This is a genomic window from Streptomyces sp. NPDC048275 (genome assembly GCF_040652275.1).
In the GTDB taxonomy this organism is placed as follows: Bacteria; Actinomycetota; Actinomycetes; order Streptomycetales; family Streptomycetaceae; genus Streptomyces.
The window spans coordinates 1-15,569 of the sequence record NZ_JBEZLR010000155.1; the positions used below are offsets into that span (position 1 = coordinate 1).

Annotated in this window: 13 protein-coding genes and 2 pseudogenes; 8 read left to right on the plus strand and 7 right to left on the minus strand. The window is 69.3% G+C overall.

The genetic code is table 11. From position 1 onward, the window contains the following. Positions 1 to 1,667: zinc ribbon domain-containing protein (locus AB0D57_RS45020; protein WP_362088146.1), on the minus strand; the 1,667-nt coding region annotated here is incomplete at its 3' end. A gap of 268 nt (positions 1,668 to 1,935) precedes the next feature. Here AB0D57_RS45020 and AB0D57_RS45025 point away from each other — a divergent pair. Then, on the plus strand, positions 1,936 to 2,106 hold the full coding sequence (locus AB0D57_RS45025; protein WP_362088148.1) for a hypothetical protein: 171 nt from the start codon (positions 1,936 to 1,938) through the stop codon (positions 2,104 to 2,106). Between the two features lie 101 nt (positions 2,107 to 2,207). Here the strand turns inward: AB0D57_RS45025 and AB0D57_RS45030 are convergent. Together AB0D57_RS45030 and AB0D57_RS45035 are read right to left on the minus strand one after the other, a co-directional pair. Further along, positions 2,208 to 3,074, minus strand: a pseudogene (locus AB0D57_RS45030) (ECF subfamily RNA polymerase sigma factor, BldN family); the annotation flags it as partial. Next, positions 3,071 to 3,592 (minus strand): sigma-70 family RNA polymerase sigma factor, encoded by a 522-nt coding sequence (locus AB0D57_RS45035; protein ID WP_362088150.1) that lies wholly within the window; start codon positions 3,590 to 3,592, stop codon positions 3,071 to 3,073. The gene AB0D57_RS45035 and the pseudogene AB0D57_RS45030, both read right to left, overlap by 4 nt. A gap of 32 nt (positions 3,593 to 3,624) precedes the next feature. Here AB0D57_RS45035 and AB0D57_RS45040 point away from each other — a divergent pair, with 32 nt between their 5' ends. Then, entirely contained in the window at positions 3,625 to 3,981 is a 357-nt protein-coding gene (locus AB0D57_RS45040; protein WP_362088152.1) for a hypothetical protein, read from the plus strand. 879 nt (positions 3,982 to 4,860) lie between these two features. On the opposite strand, the pseudogene AB0D57_RS45045 reads toward AB0D57_RS45040, so the two are convergent. The 3 genes and pseudogenes from AB0D57_RS45045 to AB0D57_RS45055 form a co-directional block, all read right to left on the minus strand. Then, positions 4,861 to 5,302, minus strand: a pseudogene (locus tag AB0D57_RS45045) (ATP-binding cassette domain-containing protein); the annotation flags it as partial. Between the two features lie 623 nt (positions 5,303 to 5,925). Further along, entirely contained in the window at positions 5,926 to 7,356 is a 1,431-nt protein-coding gene (locus tag AB0D57_RS45050; RefSeq protein WP_362088154.1) for an NAD(P)/FAD-dependent oxidoreductase, read from the minus strand. Positions 7,357 to 7,741: 385 nt separating this feature from the next. Beyond that, complete coding sequence (locus AB0D57_RS45055; protein WP_362088156.1) at positions 7,742 to 8,212, minus strand: VOC family protein; 471 nt, start codon at positions 8,210 to 8,212, stop codon at positions 7,742 to 7,744. 910 nt (positions 8,213 to 9,122) lie between these two features. On the opposite strand from AB0D57_RS45055, the gene AB0D57_RS45060 reads away from it, so the two are divergent. Next, positions 9,123 to 10,064: a helix-turn-helix transcriptional regulator gene (locus tag AB0D57_RS45060; protein WP_362088158.1), complete on the plus strand. Its 942-nt coding sequence runs from the start codon at positions 9,123 to 9,125 to the stop codon at positions 10,062 to 10,064. Between the two features lie 332 nt (positions 10,065 to 10,396). On the opposite strand, the gene AB0D57_RS45065 is transcribed toward AB0D57_RS45060, so the two are convergent. Next, a complete protein-coding gene (locus AB0D57_RS45065; RefSeq protein WP_362088160.1) occupies positions 10,397 to 10,993 on the minus strand; it encodes a TetR/AcrR family transcriptional regulator in 597 nt (198 codons plus the stop codon). Between the two features lie 111 nt (positions 10,994 to 11,104). Here AB0D57_RS45065 and AB0D57_RS45070 point away from each other — a divergent pair, with 111 nt between their 5' ends. The 5 genes from AB0D57_RS45070 to AB0D57_RS45090 all read left to right on the plus strand — a co-directional run bounded on the left by AB0D57_RS45070 (position 11,105) and on the right by AB0D57_RS45090 (position 15,305). Continuing rightward, positions 11,105 to 12,115, plus strand: coding sequence for an NADP-dependent oxidoreductase (locus tag AB0D57_RS45070; RefSeq protein ID WP_362088170.1), 1,011 nt, complete (start codon positions 11,105 to 11,107; stop codon positions 12,113 to 12,115). Positions 12,116 to 12,545: 430 nt separating this feature from the next. Then, the gene (locus tag AB0D57_RS45075) at positions 12,546 to 13,280 is read left to right on the plus strand and encodes a MerR family transcriptional regulator (RefSeq protein ID WP_362088162.1); all 735 of its coding nucleotides are present in this window, start codon (positions 12,546 to 12,548) and stop codon (positions 13,278 to 13,280) included. After that, positions 13,277 to 14,119 (plus strand): hypothetical protein, encoded by an 843-nt coding sequence (locus AB0D57_RS45080; RefSeq protein WP_362088164.1) that lies wholly within the window; start codon positions 13,277 to 13,279, stop codon positions 14,117 to 14,119. Before AB0D57_RS45075 ends, AB0D57_RS45080 begins: the two co-directional genes overlap by 4 nt. Positions 14,120 to 14,144: 25 nt before the next feature. Further along, positions 14,145 to 14,570 (plus strand): ester cyclase, encoded by a 426-nt coding sequence (locus AB0D57_RS45085; RefSeq protein WP_362088166.1) that lies wholly within the window; start codon positions 14,145 to 14,147, stop codon positions 14,568 to 14,570. 360 nt (positions 14,571 to 14,930) lie between these two features. Further along, positions 14,931 to 15,305: a VOC family protein gene (locus AB0D57_RS45090; protein ID WP_362088168.1), complete on the plus strand. Its 375-nt coding sequence runs from the start codon at positions 14,931 to 14,933 to the stop codon at positions 15,303 to 15,305. Positions 15,306 to 15,569: the final 264 nt, after the last annotated feature.

A 15,569-nucleotide genomic window follows, 5' to 3' on the forward strand; every position in this document is an offset into this window, starting at 1 on the left:
GCGTGCTCTGTGTGGCGTTGTCGGCGCAGGCGGCGGGTGGTCTTCTTCGGACGCCTCACCAGGGCCACGGTGCCGTCGATGGTGGTGCGGATGGTTCGGGCGTGGGTGGTGCGGTCGGTGGTGGTGTGGGCCTGGGCGAGCAGGCCGCGGGAGACGATCCGGCGGGCGGCGGCGTGATCCCGGTCCATGGACAGCCCGCAGCCCGTGCAGTGCGCCCACTTCCAGCCGCGCTCGGCGAGCCGGTCGGGGGCCGGGTGGTAGGTCAGGGTGGACAGGCAGCCGGGGCAGAGTTTGGAGGTGCCCCGGGCCGGGACGGTGACCACCGCGATCCCCGCCTTCGCACCCAGGTGCCGGATCGCTTCGGCGACGGTGCCGCGGACCTGCCCGGACAGGCGGGCGTTGCCGCGCCGGTGGCCGCGGGCTTCCAGGGTGGCGAGGTCTTCGAGGTAGATGACGCTCGCGCCGAGCGCTACCGCCTGGTCGACGGCCCAACGGGCCGCCGCCCAGGCCAGCGCGTCGTTCAGATGCCGGATGCGGGCACACACCCGACCGTGCTCGACCTCCAGTACCCGGGCCCGCTCCAGGTGTTCGCCCCAGGCCGGGTACGGGGAGCCGAGCCCGTCCGCGAGGGCCCGGTAGTGATCGCGCTTGGCGGCGAGGTGCTCGCGGTGGCCGCGCAGCCGGTGCAGGGCGGCACTAACCGTGGTGGCGTCGAAGACCAGGGGACGCCCGTCGGTGAGAACCCGCTGGGCCGGGCCCTGGCCGGTCAGGCGGCCCAGAGTTCCGGTGAGCAGGGTGTTGACACCCCAGTCGAAGCCGAGCCCCACCCGATGGCCGGTTGCTTTGGTGGCCGGGGCGAGCCGGGAGTGCGGCAGGTCGACGGCGATCCTCCCGGCCGGGGTGGGGCGCAGGGCCGGGGTGTGCAGCACCGCATCCGCTGTGACGGTGCCGGGCAGGCGGATGTCGATCACGTGCCAGGCCCAGTCCCGGCCCGTGGCGGGGACAGCGTTCAGGGGGAGCTTGACCCGCAACCGGGCGGTGGCCGCATCCACCCTCACCAGGGTGACCTGCTGGCGGTCCATCGCCGCCAGCAACACCAGCGGGGCCGCCTGCGGCGGGCCCTCCAGGACGCACAGCCCGGCCGGCAGCTGCCCGTACTCGGCCACATACGCGCGGATCTGCCGGGTGCGGTTGCGGATCTCCGCACCACTCACCCCAGCAGGCAGTACCGCCCGCAGTACCGCCCACTCCGCATCGGTGCACCGCCGCGGATCAGCCGGCCAGGTGGCCAGGACCGCGGTCACGATACTGCGGCGGTGCAGGGCCAGCCGCAGGGCGCGGGCCGCGTACTCCTCCACACCCCGGCGCACCCGGTCCGGGACATACACCCCCGCCGGGGGCCTGAGAGTCTGCGGCCAGTGCAGGCGGCGCATCGCCATCCACCCCTTGGACGGCAGCGCCTCACCCCGCTCATCCACCCCGGCGGCCAGCACATCCAGACAGGCCTCGTCCCACCGGGCGGCCACCAGAGCGCCGGTCAGTGTCCGGCTCAACTCCGCCAGAAAACCCACCCGTTCCAACAGGACACGCTGCCCGACCCGCTCACCCGTACCCTCCAGCACACCGGAGAAGGCGGTGCACGTGGCCGTCGCCATCAACCTAGCCATGCCCATCACCCCGCCTTTCTGGCACGTGTCCGGTCATCTTCACAAGCGGCCGCATCCCGGCACTCCGATCGGCCTAACGACTGACCATCACACAAGGACACGGCCTTCCCGCACCCTGAAAGTGCGGGAAGGCCGGGGAAAGTACGGGAAGACCACGACCGTCGGCATCCGGCAAGGACGGGACGGGCACCACCCGTATCGCTCAAAGCCGACACAAACCGCAACTGAACAGGATGGAAGCAGTGGCAGATCCTGAGGATCCGCACCGATGACTCGAAGCAGCATCAACCAGCCTGCTCAAGCCAAACACCCAACAGTTGAAGACCCTCGGGTGCGTGCCCGCCAGCGGGCCCGGGCCGAGGCCGATGGTTTTGTCCTCCGCACCAGGGCGGGGATCGCCTTCACCGACGTGGAGTTCGCCGAGTTCTCCATCGACTGACTGACCCGCCGTACCGCGCGGCATCACTCCCCCTTCCCCGGCTTGGATGCCATGGGCCGGATTCGGGGCCCATCGCTGCCGTCCGGCATGATCAGCGCACCCTCGTCCGGCAGGAGCCGGGCGAGGGTGCGCACGGCCCGGTACTGGAGGGTCTTGACGGCGCCCTCCTCCTTGCCCATCACGCGGGCAGTCTCGGCGACGGAGAGCCCCTGGAGGAAGCGGAGGGTGACACACTCCTGCTGTTGCGGGTTGAGGCGGTGGACGGCATCCATCAAAGCCGCGTCCATCAGGGGCTCCAGGACGGAGTCCTCCGGGGAGCGCTCGACCTCGTTGGCGTCGAGCATCTCGCCGGTCGTGACCTCCAGCCGGAAACGGCTGGACTTGAAGTGGTCGGCGACCAGGTTGCGGGCGATGGTGACCAGCCAGGCGCCGAAGTCGCGGCCCTGCCAGGTGAACGTGCCGATGCGGCGCAGGGCGCGCAGGAACGTCTCGCTGGTGAGGTCCTCGGCCGTGGTCTTCCCGCCCACCCTGTAGTAGATGTACCGGTACACGGTGTCGCTGTACTGGTCGTAGAGACGGCCGAAGGCGTCGGCCTCGCCGGCCTGGGCCCGCTCGACGAGATCCATCATCCGGGCGCTGTCACTGTCCGCGGCCGGGCGGCACGCGGCGGCCACCGTCCCACGCGGCCGCCCGACCGGACCTGTCGTCCTGTCCAGGGCATCGCCGGCGGACGCTCGCCTCACGCCCGGCGAGCACAGAGCGAGCTCCTCCTGATCGCCGTGGGTTTCCGCTTCAGGGATCTCGCGCTCATCCGCTGCTGCCGCGGTGGCGGACTGCACGCCCGGAGCAGATGCGGCGCTGTGGGTGCGGGCCATAAGTCGCTCCAGGCGTCCGGCAGTTGCTTCCTCGTCGCACCACATCTCCTCCAGAGCACGGCGCGTCTGCTCCAGACGCTCCTGGGTGTTCATGTGCATCCCCCTTCCTCATCGGCATACATCTGGGCAAGGCGGGCCCGTGCGCGGGCTGCATGGGCCCGCGCCGTACTGATCTGTACCCCCATGACTTCAGCGATCTGCTCGTACGGCATGTCGAGCAGCGAGAACATCACCAAGGCTTCGCGCTGCTGTTCCGGTAACTCGCGCAGCCTGCGGAGCAGATCGAGCCGCTCGTCACAGGAGATGCCGGTGTCGTCGTCGAGGAGCCGGTCGAAAATGCCGGGCTCGGTGAGCTCCTCCTGCCGCAGGTGCTCCTTGTAACTCTTGGCGTGGCGCTGCGCTGCCACCTTGAACAGCCATGCCTGCGGATTCGGATGATGCCTGAGACGGTCCCAGCAACGCAGGGCTTCCTCCATCGTCGCGTCGGCGGCTGCTTCCAGTACCTCGTTGCGGGCCCCACGGGCGAAGAGGTAGCGGCGCAGCCGCGGGTCGTAACTCATGAAGAACGTCTCGAACCCAGTAACTGCTGGGCGGGACTCGCCGCCGGTCATGGCGCGTTGCGCTGGTCAGGCGGAGACGGGCGATGCTCGGTTCGGACCTCCATGCTGTGAGGGCCGCCCGGTTCCTGACGCACTACGAGGCGGCTTCCCGGCGGGAGACGCTCCAGCAGAGCCGCCAGGCCTGCATGCCGTTCCTGCTCGGCACGTACGCGTTCGCGATAGCGGACCGTTTCCTTGAGGAATCGCCACACGCCCGCCCCACGGCCTCGCCTGGCCGCAAGACCGACAGCGGCAACTGCGGCCGCGAGGGCTGGTGCCACATCGTTCAGTGTTCCCACGCCGTCTCCATCCGCTGGGTACCGGGCGCCCCCGTCGAGAGCGACCCTCACAACAGGAAAAGGCGACTGCGTGCCAAAACGCTGCATCAGAAGCCGAGTTGACATATACGGTCCGTACCGGCCATTTCACGTCACGCACCTGACCTGTTGGGCTCCATACCTGCTCCCCGACGGTCCTTTGGCAACGCAACACGGACCCACGTCGCAAGCAAGCAGTCCTGTGCATGCCCACGGAACAGCGGCCCACAGGGGCTTCTGTCACCGTCAGGGGACGGCTCGGGCGGCCGAGCGGGCGGCGGTGTGGGCGCCCGGCCGGTTCAGGCCAGCCCAGCTCCGGCCCCTCACCCATCAACCTGGCGTGACCCACCGGTAGGCCCGGGGCACGGCTCCCACCCACGAGGAACTGTCCAACCACGGCTCGCCCAGCCTGCCCTCGACCGCCGCTACCGGCGGCGCCCAGTACTGAGATCAACACTCCTGGGCTCAAGCACCTGCGCAATCACTCAGGCACGATCCCGCCAGCCTCCCCCCTGACCAACACAATCCAATCCACCCGAACCACGCAGCGGTAATAAAATCCCGCGCCGATCACTACATTCCGAGATGATCACTGAACGTGCACCTCAGAGCCCCGCCAGCTTCCGAAGCTCCGCGGAAACCCAAGCCAGCACGTCACCCATCTACTGATCGCTAACGGATTTGTCACACCGCGGCCGCTGGGAGAGGACAGCGCGGCGTCCAGGAGCTCCCGCAGGCTTCCGCTCGTCGCGGCCAGGGTCCCGCCGAGATCAAGCAGCCCGGGGGTGACGACATCGCTGCCCTGCCCGGGGGCCGGTGACACGATGGAGAGACATCCCTGGGGGACGTCACGGTCGTCCAGCACCAGGACCCAGCCCTCGTGCTGTCGTTCGCGAGCCGGGTGAGCGGGTCGCCGACCCGGACGGTCGGTTCCTCGGCCAAGGGCAGGGCGCCAGGGGCGGCGAAGCCCAGGGCCCGGTACCCCCGGTCGCGTCCGACGAAGTCGGCGACGAAGGAGTCCCGGGGGGCGGCAGAGCAGTTCAGCGGGGGTGGAGAACTGGGCAAGGCTCCCGCCTGCCCCGCATCACGGCGACCTTGTCGCCGAGTCTGACCGCTTCGTCGATGTCATGCGTGACGAAGACGATGGTCTTGCCCAGGTTGCTAACAGCCCTGCCTGCTGGATGACGTAACCGATGCCTCGGCACAGTTCGTGCGCCGCGATGGTGGCGGTGTCCCGACCGTTCAGCAGGACCCGGCCCGAGTCGGGCTCGACCACGCGCAGCAACGTGGTCTTGCCACATCCGGAGGGCCCCACCAGGACCGTGATCTCTCCTGACCCGGCCTCGAAGCTGAGGTCGTTCAGAGCCAGGGCCCCGTCGGGGTAGCCCTTGCTCGTCTCACCGATTCGAAGCGGATCACCGCCCTTCCTCGCGCGGGTTCAGGCCCGCAGCCTGTGGTCATATCGTTTTCCTGGGTCGCCCGACGTGGCTGCCGTCGGCCGGCATCCTGGCCGGTGCCATCGACAGCTCCGACGTGTGGAGTGCTTTCAGGCCCGGATGTGGGAGTTGCGGGGCTTCGCAGCGTCTCTGGAACTCTTAAGGATCCTGAGTTGTCGCGTGGCCCCGAGGGGTGGAAGCGGTAACGAGCGCGGACGAGTCCGGGCCGATCCTTGAGCAGAGCCCGTATGTGGCGTCACTGGCGGTGACCCGATGCCGACGTCTGGACTACCCCCGGCTCTTTCGAGCGGGCGCACCCTGGGATCGCCGCCCCGCCGAACGCTGAACCGGGCACAGGAGAACCACGGTGCCGGTGGCGGGGACCGCGCGCATTTCAAGCACGCGGCGGGTATCAGGTAAAACGACAGACCGTCCATAGGGTTACGGCCGGGCCGGATCCAGCATCCTGCAGCGCCCCGAGGGCAATTGCCGCACAGTTGAAGACCCTCGCAGCGCCACCAGCAGGCCATGCCGGAGCCCCGTTCGGTGGGCAACTGTTGCACCGGACGTTGGTGAAGAGGATTGGGCATGCTCAGCCGCGGTAGGTCTCCAGCAGCCGCAGCCAGACTTCGCCGAGGGTGGGGAAGGCGGGGACGGCGTGCCAGAGCCGGTCGAGGGGCACCTCGCCGGCGACCGCGATGGTGGCCGAGTGCACCAGTTCCCCGACGCCGGGGCCGGCGAAGGTGACGCCCACCACGGTGTTGCGGTCGGTGTCGATGAGCATGCGGGCCCGGCCGCGGTAGTCCTCGCCGTACTGGTGGGCGCCGGCGACGCGGGCGAGGTCGTAGTCGACGACCTCGATGCGGCGCCCGCTCTGCTCGGCCTCGCGGCTGGTCAGGCCGACGGAGGCGACCTCGGGGGTGGTGAAGACGACCTGGGGGACGGCCGTGTGGTCGGCGGTGGCGACATGCGCGCCCCAGGGGGCGTCGTCGATGGGCTCGTCCTTGGCGCGGGCGCCGATGACGGTGCCGGCGATCCGGGCCTGGTACTTGCCCTGATGTGTCATCAGGGCGCGGCGGTTGACGTCGCCGACGGCGTAGAGCCAGCCGCCGTCGACGCCGGTGACCTGGAAGGTGTCGTCGACGGTCAGCCAGTCGCCGGGGGTGAGGCCGACGGTCTCCAGGCCGACGTCGCGGGTCTGCGGGGCTCGGCCGGTCGCCAGCAGGATCTCGTCCGCGGCCAGCCGCCCGCCGTCGGAGAGCGTGATCCGCACCTCGCCGTCTTCGCGTGTGAGGGAGGTGACGGTGGTGGTGAAGCGGATGTCGACGCCTGCTTCGCGCAGTCCGTCAGTGACCAGTTCACCGGCGAACGGCTCCATCCGCTCGAGGAGTCCGTTCTCGAGGACGAGCATGGTGACCTGGGAGCCGAGGGCCTGCCAGGCGGTGGCCATCTCGACGGCGACGACACCGCCGCCGACGACGGCGAGGCGGCCGGGCACCTTGTCGGCGCTGGTGGCCTCGCGGCTGGTCCAGGGGCGGACGGTGTCGAGTCCGGGGATGGGGGGCAGGGCGGCGCGGGTGCCGGTGGAGACGGCGACGGCGTGCCGGGCGGTCAGGGCGATGGTGTCGCCCTCAGGGGTCTGCACGGCCACCTGCTTGGGGCCAGTGAGGCGGCCGTGGCCGCGTATGAGGTCGACGGAGACCGAGTCCAGCCAGTCGACCTGGTCCTCGTCCTTCCAGTACGAGGACATCTTGTCGCGGTGTGCGAGGACCGCCTCGACGTCCAGCGGGCCGGCCACCGCCGGGTTGAGTCCGGGTACGCGGCGCGCGTCCGCGCGTGCCACCACCGGCCGCAGCAGTGCCTTGCTCGGGTCGCAGGCCCAGAACGAGCACTCCCCGCCGAGCAGTTCACGCTCCACGATCACGGTACTGAGGCCCGCGGCGCGGGCGCGTTCGGCCACGTTCTCGCCGACCGGCCCTGCGCCGATGACGACCACGTCGTAGGTGCGGGTTGTCTCGTTCATCACTGCTGCGTTCCTCACTGTTTCGTTCCTCATTGCTTCCGTGACTCGGTCGGACACTCCGGCGGCCGCGGCCCGTTGCCGGCCGCGTTTGCCGTTCACCGCCGCCGGACGGCCCCCGGGCTGCCACACCGCACGGGGCCGGGGGGCAAGTCACGGGATGGGACGGCCCCGGCGGCAAAGCCGTCTCTCGGCGCCCGCGGCGGCCGCTCGGCCGGCGCGGCCCCGTGGCAGCCGGACCGCCGGGCGGCGGAGAGCACCCTTGCGCTCGCCCGGCGGTCCGGCTGCCGGCCTTCGGCCCGGTCCGCGAGAACCGCTGGGCCGGACCGGCTGCCGTCCGGGCCGGACACAGCCCGTTGCAGCCCTTGGACGGTGGCTTGTGGGGCTGTCAGCGGCCGGGGAGGCGCTGCGAGACCTCCTGGAGCACCCAGCCGTTGCCGTCCGGGTCGCTGAAGGTGAGGAAGGAGCCGTAGGAGGCGCGCTCGGGGTGCAGGCCGGCCCGCCGCTCCTGGCCGGGCGCGCGGTGAGTGACGTCCCCGCCCTCGTGGCCGTGGAAGAGGCCGCCTGCGTCGTGGAAGATCTCGCTGACCCCGATGCCGCGGCCGGCGAGCTCCGCGCGGGCCTCCTCGATGTCGGAGACGATGAGGTACAGGCCCTGGAACGAGCCGGGTGCGATGGGCGTCATCCCCTCGCCGAAGATGATCGAGCACTCGGAGCCGGGCGGCGTGAAGTGCACGACCCGGAAGTCCTCGCTGGCCGTGTAGTCGACGTCCAGGCGGAATCCGACCTTCTCGTAGAAGGCCTTGGCCCGGTCGATGTCGGAGACGGGCAGCACGATCATTTCGAGCTTCAGATTCATGGGGGGGGTGTCCTTGTTTCTTGACGTCGGTGGATTACGCCCAATGCGTCACCAGACCGTCGAACGGGGTTTCGCCTTGATCGGCGAGGTCACCGAGGCCTGCGTGTCCTGCGGGCCTTGTGCTGACCTGCAATCCAGAAAACCAGCCGGAAAGACACCTGGGGGCGGTCAAGCAGGCCTGCTTCGGCCATGGCCTACTGGTCCAGGTACTGGCAGGCCCCCTTTCCCTATCGCTGAGCAACCGCCAATGCAGGCTTCGGGATAACGCAGCTTGATCCTCGTCGAGGCGGAAACGGCGAAAAGGTCGTCGACGCGGCCACGGGCCGACGCCTGGACGACAGCAAGGCATTCGGCTCCACCGCCGGCCCCGCCGTCGGCGAGGTCATGCGCGCCCGCTCCTTGGGTCCTGACCGGAGATGGCCTGTGGGTCCAACGGGCGTGGCCGGTGTGGGCAGCCCGTGGCAGCGGCTGCCAGACCGCCTGTGCGGCCGTGACGGTACACACGGCCTCAGCTGACGCGTTTCCGCATGTCCCGGCAGCATGATCACATTCCGCGTGGATGGGGTATCGGCAGGTACCGCAGCCGGATTGACGTGGAAGGCGAGCCGGTGCCGGGCACATGGGCACCTGCTCCCCCCAGAACTTCCTCGACGGCCCGCTTTCGCAACAACACATCACGGCATTGAGGCGATCCCGAATCCGCTTTCTAATCGCCAAGACTGTATTCGGAAATCGTCTTTTTACTCGACGTCACTCGCCGGTCCGGCGGTAAGCAGGACGGCTCTACTTCACTTTTGCAGGGCGGCTGTTTCAGGAAGTTCCCTTTTCTACTGGCAGGGGGTGGATTATGTGGCCGCATTATTCCCATGTGCGTTTGCCGGGATGGTGCGTCGAGGGCTAGCCTCAATATATGGGCACGACGTCGTCCGGTTCAGGTGACAACAAAGAGCTGAGCGATTTTCTGCGCTCGCGGCGCGCCCGGGTGACTCCTGAGCAGGTCGGGGTCACGCCGGGGGCGAGTCGCCGTGTTCCGGGACTCCGCCGTGAGGAGGTTGCGCTCTTGGCCGGATTGAGCGCGGACTACTACATCCGCCTGGAACGCGGACGGGTGGCCAACGCCTCGGAAGCGGTGCTGGAGGCCGTAGCCCGCGCTCTGCGACTGGATGATGTCGAGCGTGCGCATCTGTTCAACCTGGCCAGACCGCAGTCCGTGGCCAGAGCGAGCCGGCCCGCCGTTCCATGGCGAGTGCGTCCGGGTGCGTACGCGCTGCTTGAGGTTCTCCGGGATGCCCCTGCCATGATTCTGGACGGCCGCATGGACGTCCTTGCCCTTAATCGAATGGCTTGCGCGATATATGCCGATTTCGATGCCGTACCGGCCCGCGAGCGCAATTTGGCGCGATTTATATTTCTCGACCCTGCGGCGCGTGAACTATTTATTGACTGGGACATGGCCGCCCGCATGGTCGTCACAGGTTTGCACCTGTATGCGGGTCGGCATCCGAACGATCCGCAACTGACCGAGCTGACTGATCAGCTGTCGGCCGTAGACGAAGACTTTCGCCGATGGTGGGCCGCACACGATGTGGAGGAGTTCTCCCACGGCACCAGACGCTACCGGCACCCCCTGCTCGGCGAAGTCACCATGAACTACGAGGCCCTTATCTTTCCCGGTGACCCGGACCAGTGGTTGCTCGTGAGTACAGCTCCACCCGGCTCCCCGTCTTCCGAAGCCTTGCGGACACTCGCCGGTCGGATCGGTGACCTGGACACCGCGGCACATGCAGGTTCCATGGTCAGCCCCGAGCGACTGTCTGACCGTCAGCTCCAAGGCCACCGGGAAACGGGCTGATGCCAGCCGGTCTACCGCCACTCCCCCATAGGCCGCCATGCAGGATTCACATGGACCGGCCGCAATGCAGCATGCGCTCCGCGGCACCCTCTCGCCCGTCGCGGCGGACGAGGTGCCGGCCTTGGCCGACGCCGTCGCCTCCGCGGTCCGCCCGTACCGCACCGGGCGCCTCGCCTGATGGGCGGCGCCGGCGGGAGATTGCGTCGATCGCGCCGCATAACTTTCCGACCTGCGGCGGATCCACAGAAAGGGCGCCGGCGGCACAGACCGTGCCGGAGGTGTGCCGGGGCCCCCACGCGGCTCGCCCTGACGGCTCGCGATGCGCCCCCGCATCACCCCCGTTGAAACGTGCCGCGGGGACCGCTGTCGGCATCGCTGCTCGCTGCGCCGGTCAGGATCGCGCTTGAGACAACGTCGAAGAGGTGATCGGCGCGTGGCGCGAGCGAGCGTTGATCGCCGAGCCAAGCGAGTGCCGCCACCAGCGCAAACAAATCGGCGCCATCAATGTCGGTCCGCGCCATGCCCGCGGCCTGGGCACGGGTGAGGAGCCGCGCACCGGCCGCGCGCAGAGTGACGCACGAAGCGTGGAGCGCGGACTCCGTGTCCTCGATGGCGGCTGCCATCAGCACGACCACGCCCCGATACTCGGTTGTCCACGCGACGCAGTCGCGTAGCCACGAAACGAGAGCGTCGTCGGGCGAGCCGGACGTTTCGAGGGCGCCTGCCTCAGCGGTCAGCTCGTCGAAGCTCGTGCGGAGCAGGGCATCGAGCAGCGCCTCGCGCGTCGGGAAGTGACGCAGCAGCGTCGCGAGTCCGACATCGGCCCTGCGTGCGATGTCGCGCAGTGACACGTCGACGCCTTGCTCGGTGATGGCGGCGCCCGCTACTGCGAGCAGGTGGTCGCGGTTCTTCCTGGCGTCGGCCCGCATCTGCCCCCCTTGACTATCCGGATCAGTGGTCCATATATTCGGATCAGTGGTCCGTTTATGTGGATCGCTGATCCGAATAAGTCTATCCCGCAGCGCGGGCAGGAGAAAACGATGCCGACACACACGATGAGGGCGGTCCGGTTGCATGAGCACGGCGGCCCTGAGGTTCTGCGTGACGACGAGGTGCCGCTTCCCGAGCCGGGGCCGGGTGAGGTGCTCGTTCGCGTGCACGCCGTCGGCGTCAACCCCCCCGACTGGTACCTGCGCGACGGGCTGACCAACCTGCCTCCGGAGACGAGGCCGAAGTTCAGCTTGCCCGTGATTCCGGGGACGGACCTGTCGGGCGTCGTCGAGGCCGTCGCCGCGGATGTGGACGGCCTCTCCGTCGGTGATGAAGTCTTCGGTCTCCTTCGCTTCCCCAGCTTCGACGGCAGCACATATGCCGAGTACGTGGCCGCGCCTGCGTCGGACCTCGCACGCAAGCCGGCCGGCATCGATCACGTGCACGCCGCCGGGGCGCCCATGGCCGGGCTCACCGCGTGGCAGTTCCTGATCGAGCTCGGACACGATCACCCGTCGCCCTTCCAGGCGGCGCAGCATCGTCCGGTGCCACTCGACGCCAACGTGACGGTGCTCGTCAACGGCGCCGCGGGCGGTGTGGGGCACTTCGCAGTGCAGCTGGCGAAATGGAAGGGGGCACATGTCATCGCGGTGGCGTCGGGCGCGCATGAATCGTTCCTGCGCGAGCTCGGCGCCGACCAGTTCATCGACTACACCAAAAACCGTCCCGAGGAACTCGCGCACGACGTCGACCTCGTTCTCGACGCCGTCGGCGGCCCCGACAGCAAGCGCTTCCTGCGCACGCTCAAGCGCGGCGGCTCCCAGTTCCCCGTGTTCTTCGGCGAATTCGACGAAGAAGAGACCGCGAAGCTGGGCGTCACAGTCACGGGCACCCAGGTCCGCTCGAACGGCGCGCAGCTTGCCGAACTGGGACGCCTGCTCGACGCAGGCACGGTCCGCGTCGCGATCGACAGCACGTTTGCGCTCGCGGATGCCCGAGCCGCACACGAACGCGCCGCCCGAGGGCACATCCAGGGCAAGATCGTGCTCACGGTCGCTTAGGAACGAGCCGTTTCGCGCGTCCGGCGCTCGTCCGCGCGGCACCGGTGGCCACCGAGACCCCGATGCGGAGAGCTTGGGCGCGTCTGGCGACCAGGCGGCCGCGATGCTCGCTGCGGCGAACCGGGCGGACCGTTCGGTCGGCTCGGTTCGCCGCAGGAGATCGCCGAGATGGTCGCATTCCTGATGCTGGCGAAGCCGCGTACATCACCGGCCGGCGCATCACCATCGCCGGCGGCAGCGGTCCGGCGTCCTGACGGTGAAGCGGTCGGTCGCGAGGCGGCGCGCCGCTCATGTCCCGCGCTCGGAACATCGCCGGCAGAGGGCTGATCCTCCTCTCCGCGCTGCGTCTGTGAGACTGCGAGTCCATGGTCCAGCCCACCGCACATCCGGCGTTTGACCTTGACGCGGCGGCAGGGTTTCTACTGAGGTCATGCGGATCGGAGAGATCGCCGCGCTCGTCGGGGTCACGACCCGGGCGATCCGGCACTACCACCATGTCGGGCTGCTCCCGGAACCGGAGCGGCGCCCCAACGGATACCGGGCCTACAGCGTCCGCGACGCCGTCCTGCTGGCCCGCGTACGCCGACTGACCGAGCTCGGGCTCAGCCTCGACGAGGTGCGGGACGTCCTCGCGGACGACGCGGGGCGCGACCTGGCCGACGTACTGGAGGAACTGGACGCCGACCTCGCCCGGCAGGAGGCCGAGATCGGGGAGCGTCGGCGGCGGCTCGCGGTGCTGCTGACCGCCGAGCCGGGGCAGATCGAACCTCTGTCCCCCGCGCTCGCCACGCTCCTCGCGAAGGCGCCGCCCACGGCCTCGCCCGCCGCTTCGAAGGACCGCGAGCACCTGACGCTGCTCGACGCCGCGGGCTCCGGCGGCCAGGAACTGTACGCCGTGCTCGGACCGTTGGCGGCCGACCCGGCGCTGCTCGCCCTGTACGAACGCCTCGACGCGCTCGCCGACGCCCCGACGGACGATCCGCGGATCCCGGCGCTGGCAGCCGAGCTGGTGGCGGCCGTCCCCGACGAGGTGTTCGCCGCGATCCCCGCCGAGGGGCAGGTCGTGGCCGGGTTCCGGGAGGCGCTGCTCGCGGAGTACGCCCCCGCGCAGGCGGAAGTCGTACGCAGGGTCATGGAGGCGTTCATGCACAGGAGCCGGGGATGAGCGGGGCTGGGGCCGTAGGCGGGGTGCGGGCGGCGCGGATCGCGGCCGGCGCTGTCATATCGGTGCAGCCGGTATTGGTGGTGTGCCTGGCGGCCGGGCTACGGCCGCCGGTGTGGGCGATTGCGGCCGTCGAGGCCGTGGCGCTCACGCTCCAGGCGTCGGTGCTGCGCTCGCTGTACGCAAGCCGGCGCGCCCAGGGCCTTGAGTCGCCGGCCGCCCTGCGGGCCGCTGTCCGTGCCGTCGTCCCTGTACAGGTACGCCGACTACTGGTGAACGAGCTGCGTGGGGCCGTCTCCCTCGGCTGGTGGGTTGCCCGCAGGAAGCACGGAGTCCGCCCCGATGACCATTTCGCCGGATACACCGGACCACAGACGGCGATGATGTACGGGCTGATCTTCGTCTCAGTGATCGAAACGGTCGCGCTGGCGTTCCTGATCCCGTGGCCCGTCGTCCACTGGGTGATGCTCGTCCTCGACGTGTACGGGGTCCTGGCTGTGCTGGGCCTGCACGCCGCCTGTGTCACCCGGCCGCACGTGGTCTGCCCCGACGGCTCCCTGCGGATCCGTTACGGAGCCCTCTTCGACCTCTCCGTCCCGGCGGACGCGGTCGCCTCGGTCCGGGTCGACCGCCGCTACCCCCAAGGCAGGCTGGTGACACTGTCCGAGGAGAGGGTGCTCGATCTGATCGTGGCCGGTCAGACCACGGTGACTCTGGAACTGACCCGCCCCCTGGCCTTCACCCGCCCGCTCGGCGGCAGAGGGGAAGCACGGACCATCCGCTTCCACGCAGACGACCCGCGCGCGCTGGTCGACGCCCTGCGCCGGCCCGCGCTCACCTGAAATCCCCCTGAGATAAGGACACCTGATGAACACTGCTGCTGAGAAGAACATGGCCTTGATGCGCACCGCTTACCAGAGGGTGCAGAGCGGCGACCTCGACGCCGCGGCCGAGCTGCTGACGGAGAACTTCATCGCCAACCTCCCCGGGATGCCCGACCCGCTGCACGGGCGGGAGGTCTGGAAGCTGGGGACTCAGGCCATGCTCGACGGTTTCCCCGACCTCCAGTTCAACGTCGAGGACATGTTCGGCGCCGACGACAAGGTGGGGGTGCGTATGCACTTCCGCGGCACACACCAGGGCACCTTCCAAGGCGTGGCTGCGACGCACCGGCCGGTCAGCTTCCGCAGCATCGAGCTCTACCGCTTCGAGGGCAACAAGATCGCGGAGGAATGGGTGGCCCCGGACTTGACGGGCCTCATGCAGCAGATCTCGCCGCCGTCCGGCTCCTGACCGCGTGACGGACATCCCATCCGCAAGCCCTCCGCCGGCTTGCGGATGGGTCACGGCCCTGTTCTTCGAGCACGATCCCGCCGCGCGATGCAGGACGTAACGCCAGCCAAGCAAGATCAATCTCACCGGGATTTCCTGTACGCCGACTACTCACACCCGTAGACCGCCCGAAGTTCAGCGGAACTGAACCTTCTTTGGGTTGAACTTCGGTGGACTGGGCGGTTGTTGTTCGGGGTCCGGTTGGAGGATTGAGCGGGCGGCGGTCCGACGTACCGCCGCGCATGCCCGCCCCCGCGGCGGGTACGACCCCTCCCGTACGGAGACGTCGCGGAAGCGGCTGAAGAGCGAGGGGTGTCGGAAGTGATTCGAAAGCTGCAGGCGGTCGCGCTGGACTGCGCCGATCCGATACGGCTCGCGGAGTTCTACGCGGATCTGCTCGGCGGGCGGGTGGTCGCGGATCCAGAGGATCCCGACTGGGTCGAGGTGCACGGGTTCGAGGGGACGCCGCTGGCCTGCCAGCGGGTGGACGGCTACCGAGCGCCCGAATGGCCCGGCCAGCAGCGCCCGCAGCAGCTCCACCTGGACTTCGACGTGGACGACCTCGACGGCGAGGAGAAGCGGGCGCTCACCCTCGGCGCGACCGTGCTGGAGCGGACGGACCAGCTCCGTCCGGGGGCCAACTGGCGGATTTACGCGGACCCGGCAGGCCATCCGTTCTGCCTCTGCCTCCACTGAGTCCACCGGGCCCATCGCAGTCACTGAGGCGCGGTGTCAGGAGCGGCCGTCGGGCGGGGACTTCGGCCCCGGGTTCGATCAGCCAGGCGCAGCCCAGCGACATGGCCGGCACCAGCGCGTCGACGCGGGTGTGGTGGGTTTGCGCAGTGGGTTTGCGCAGTGTGCTTTAAGTGGGCGGTTCGTGAGTCTTTGATGGGATCTGCTGTCGCCTGATCGTGTGGCGGCGGGGCGGAATCTGCCGGTCCGCGGTTGGTGATCTGCTGA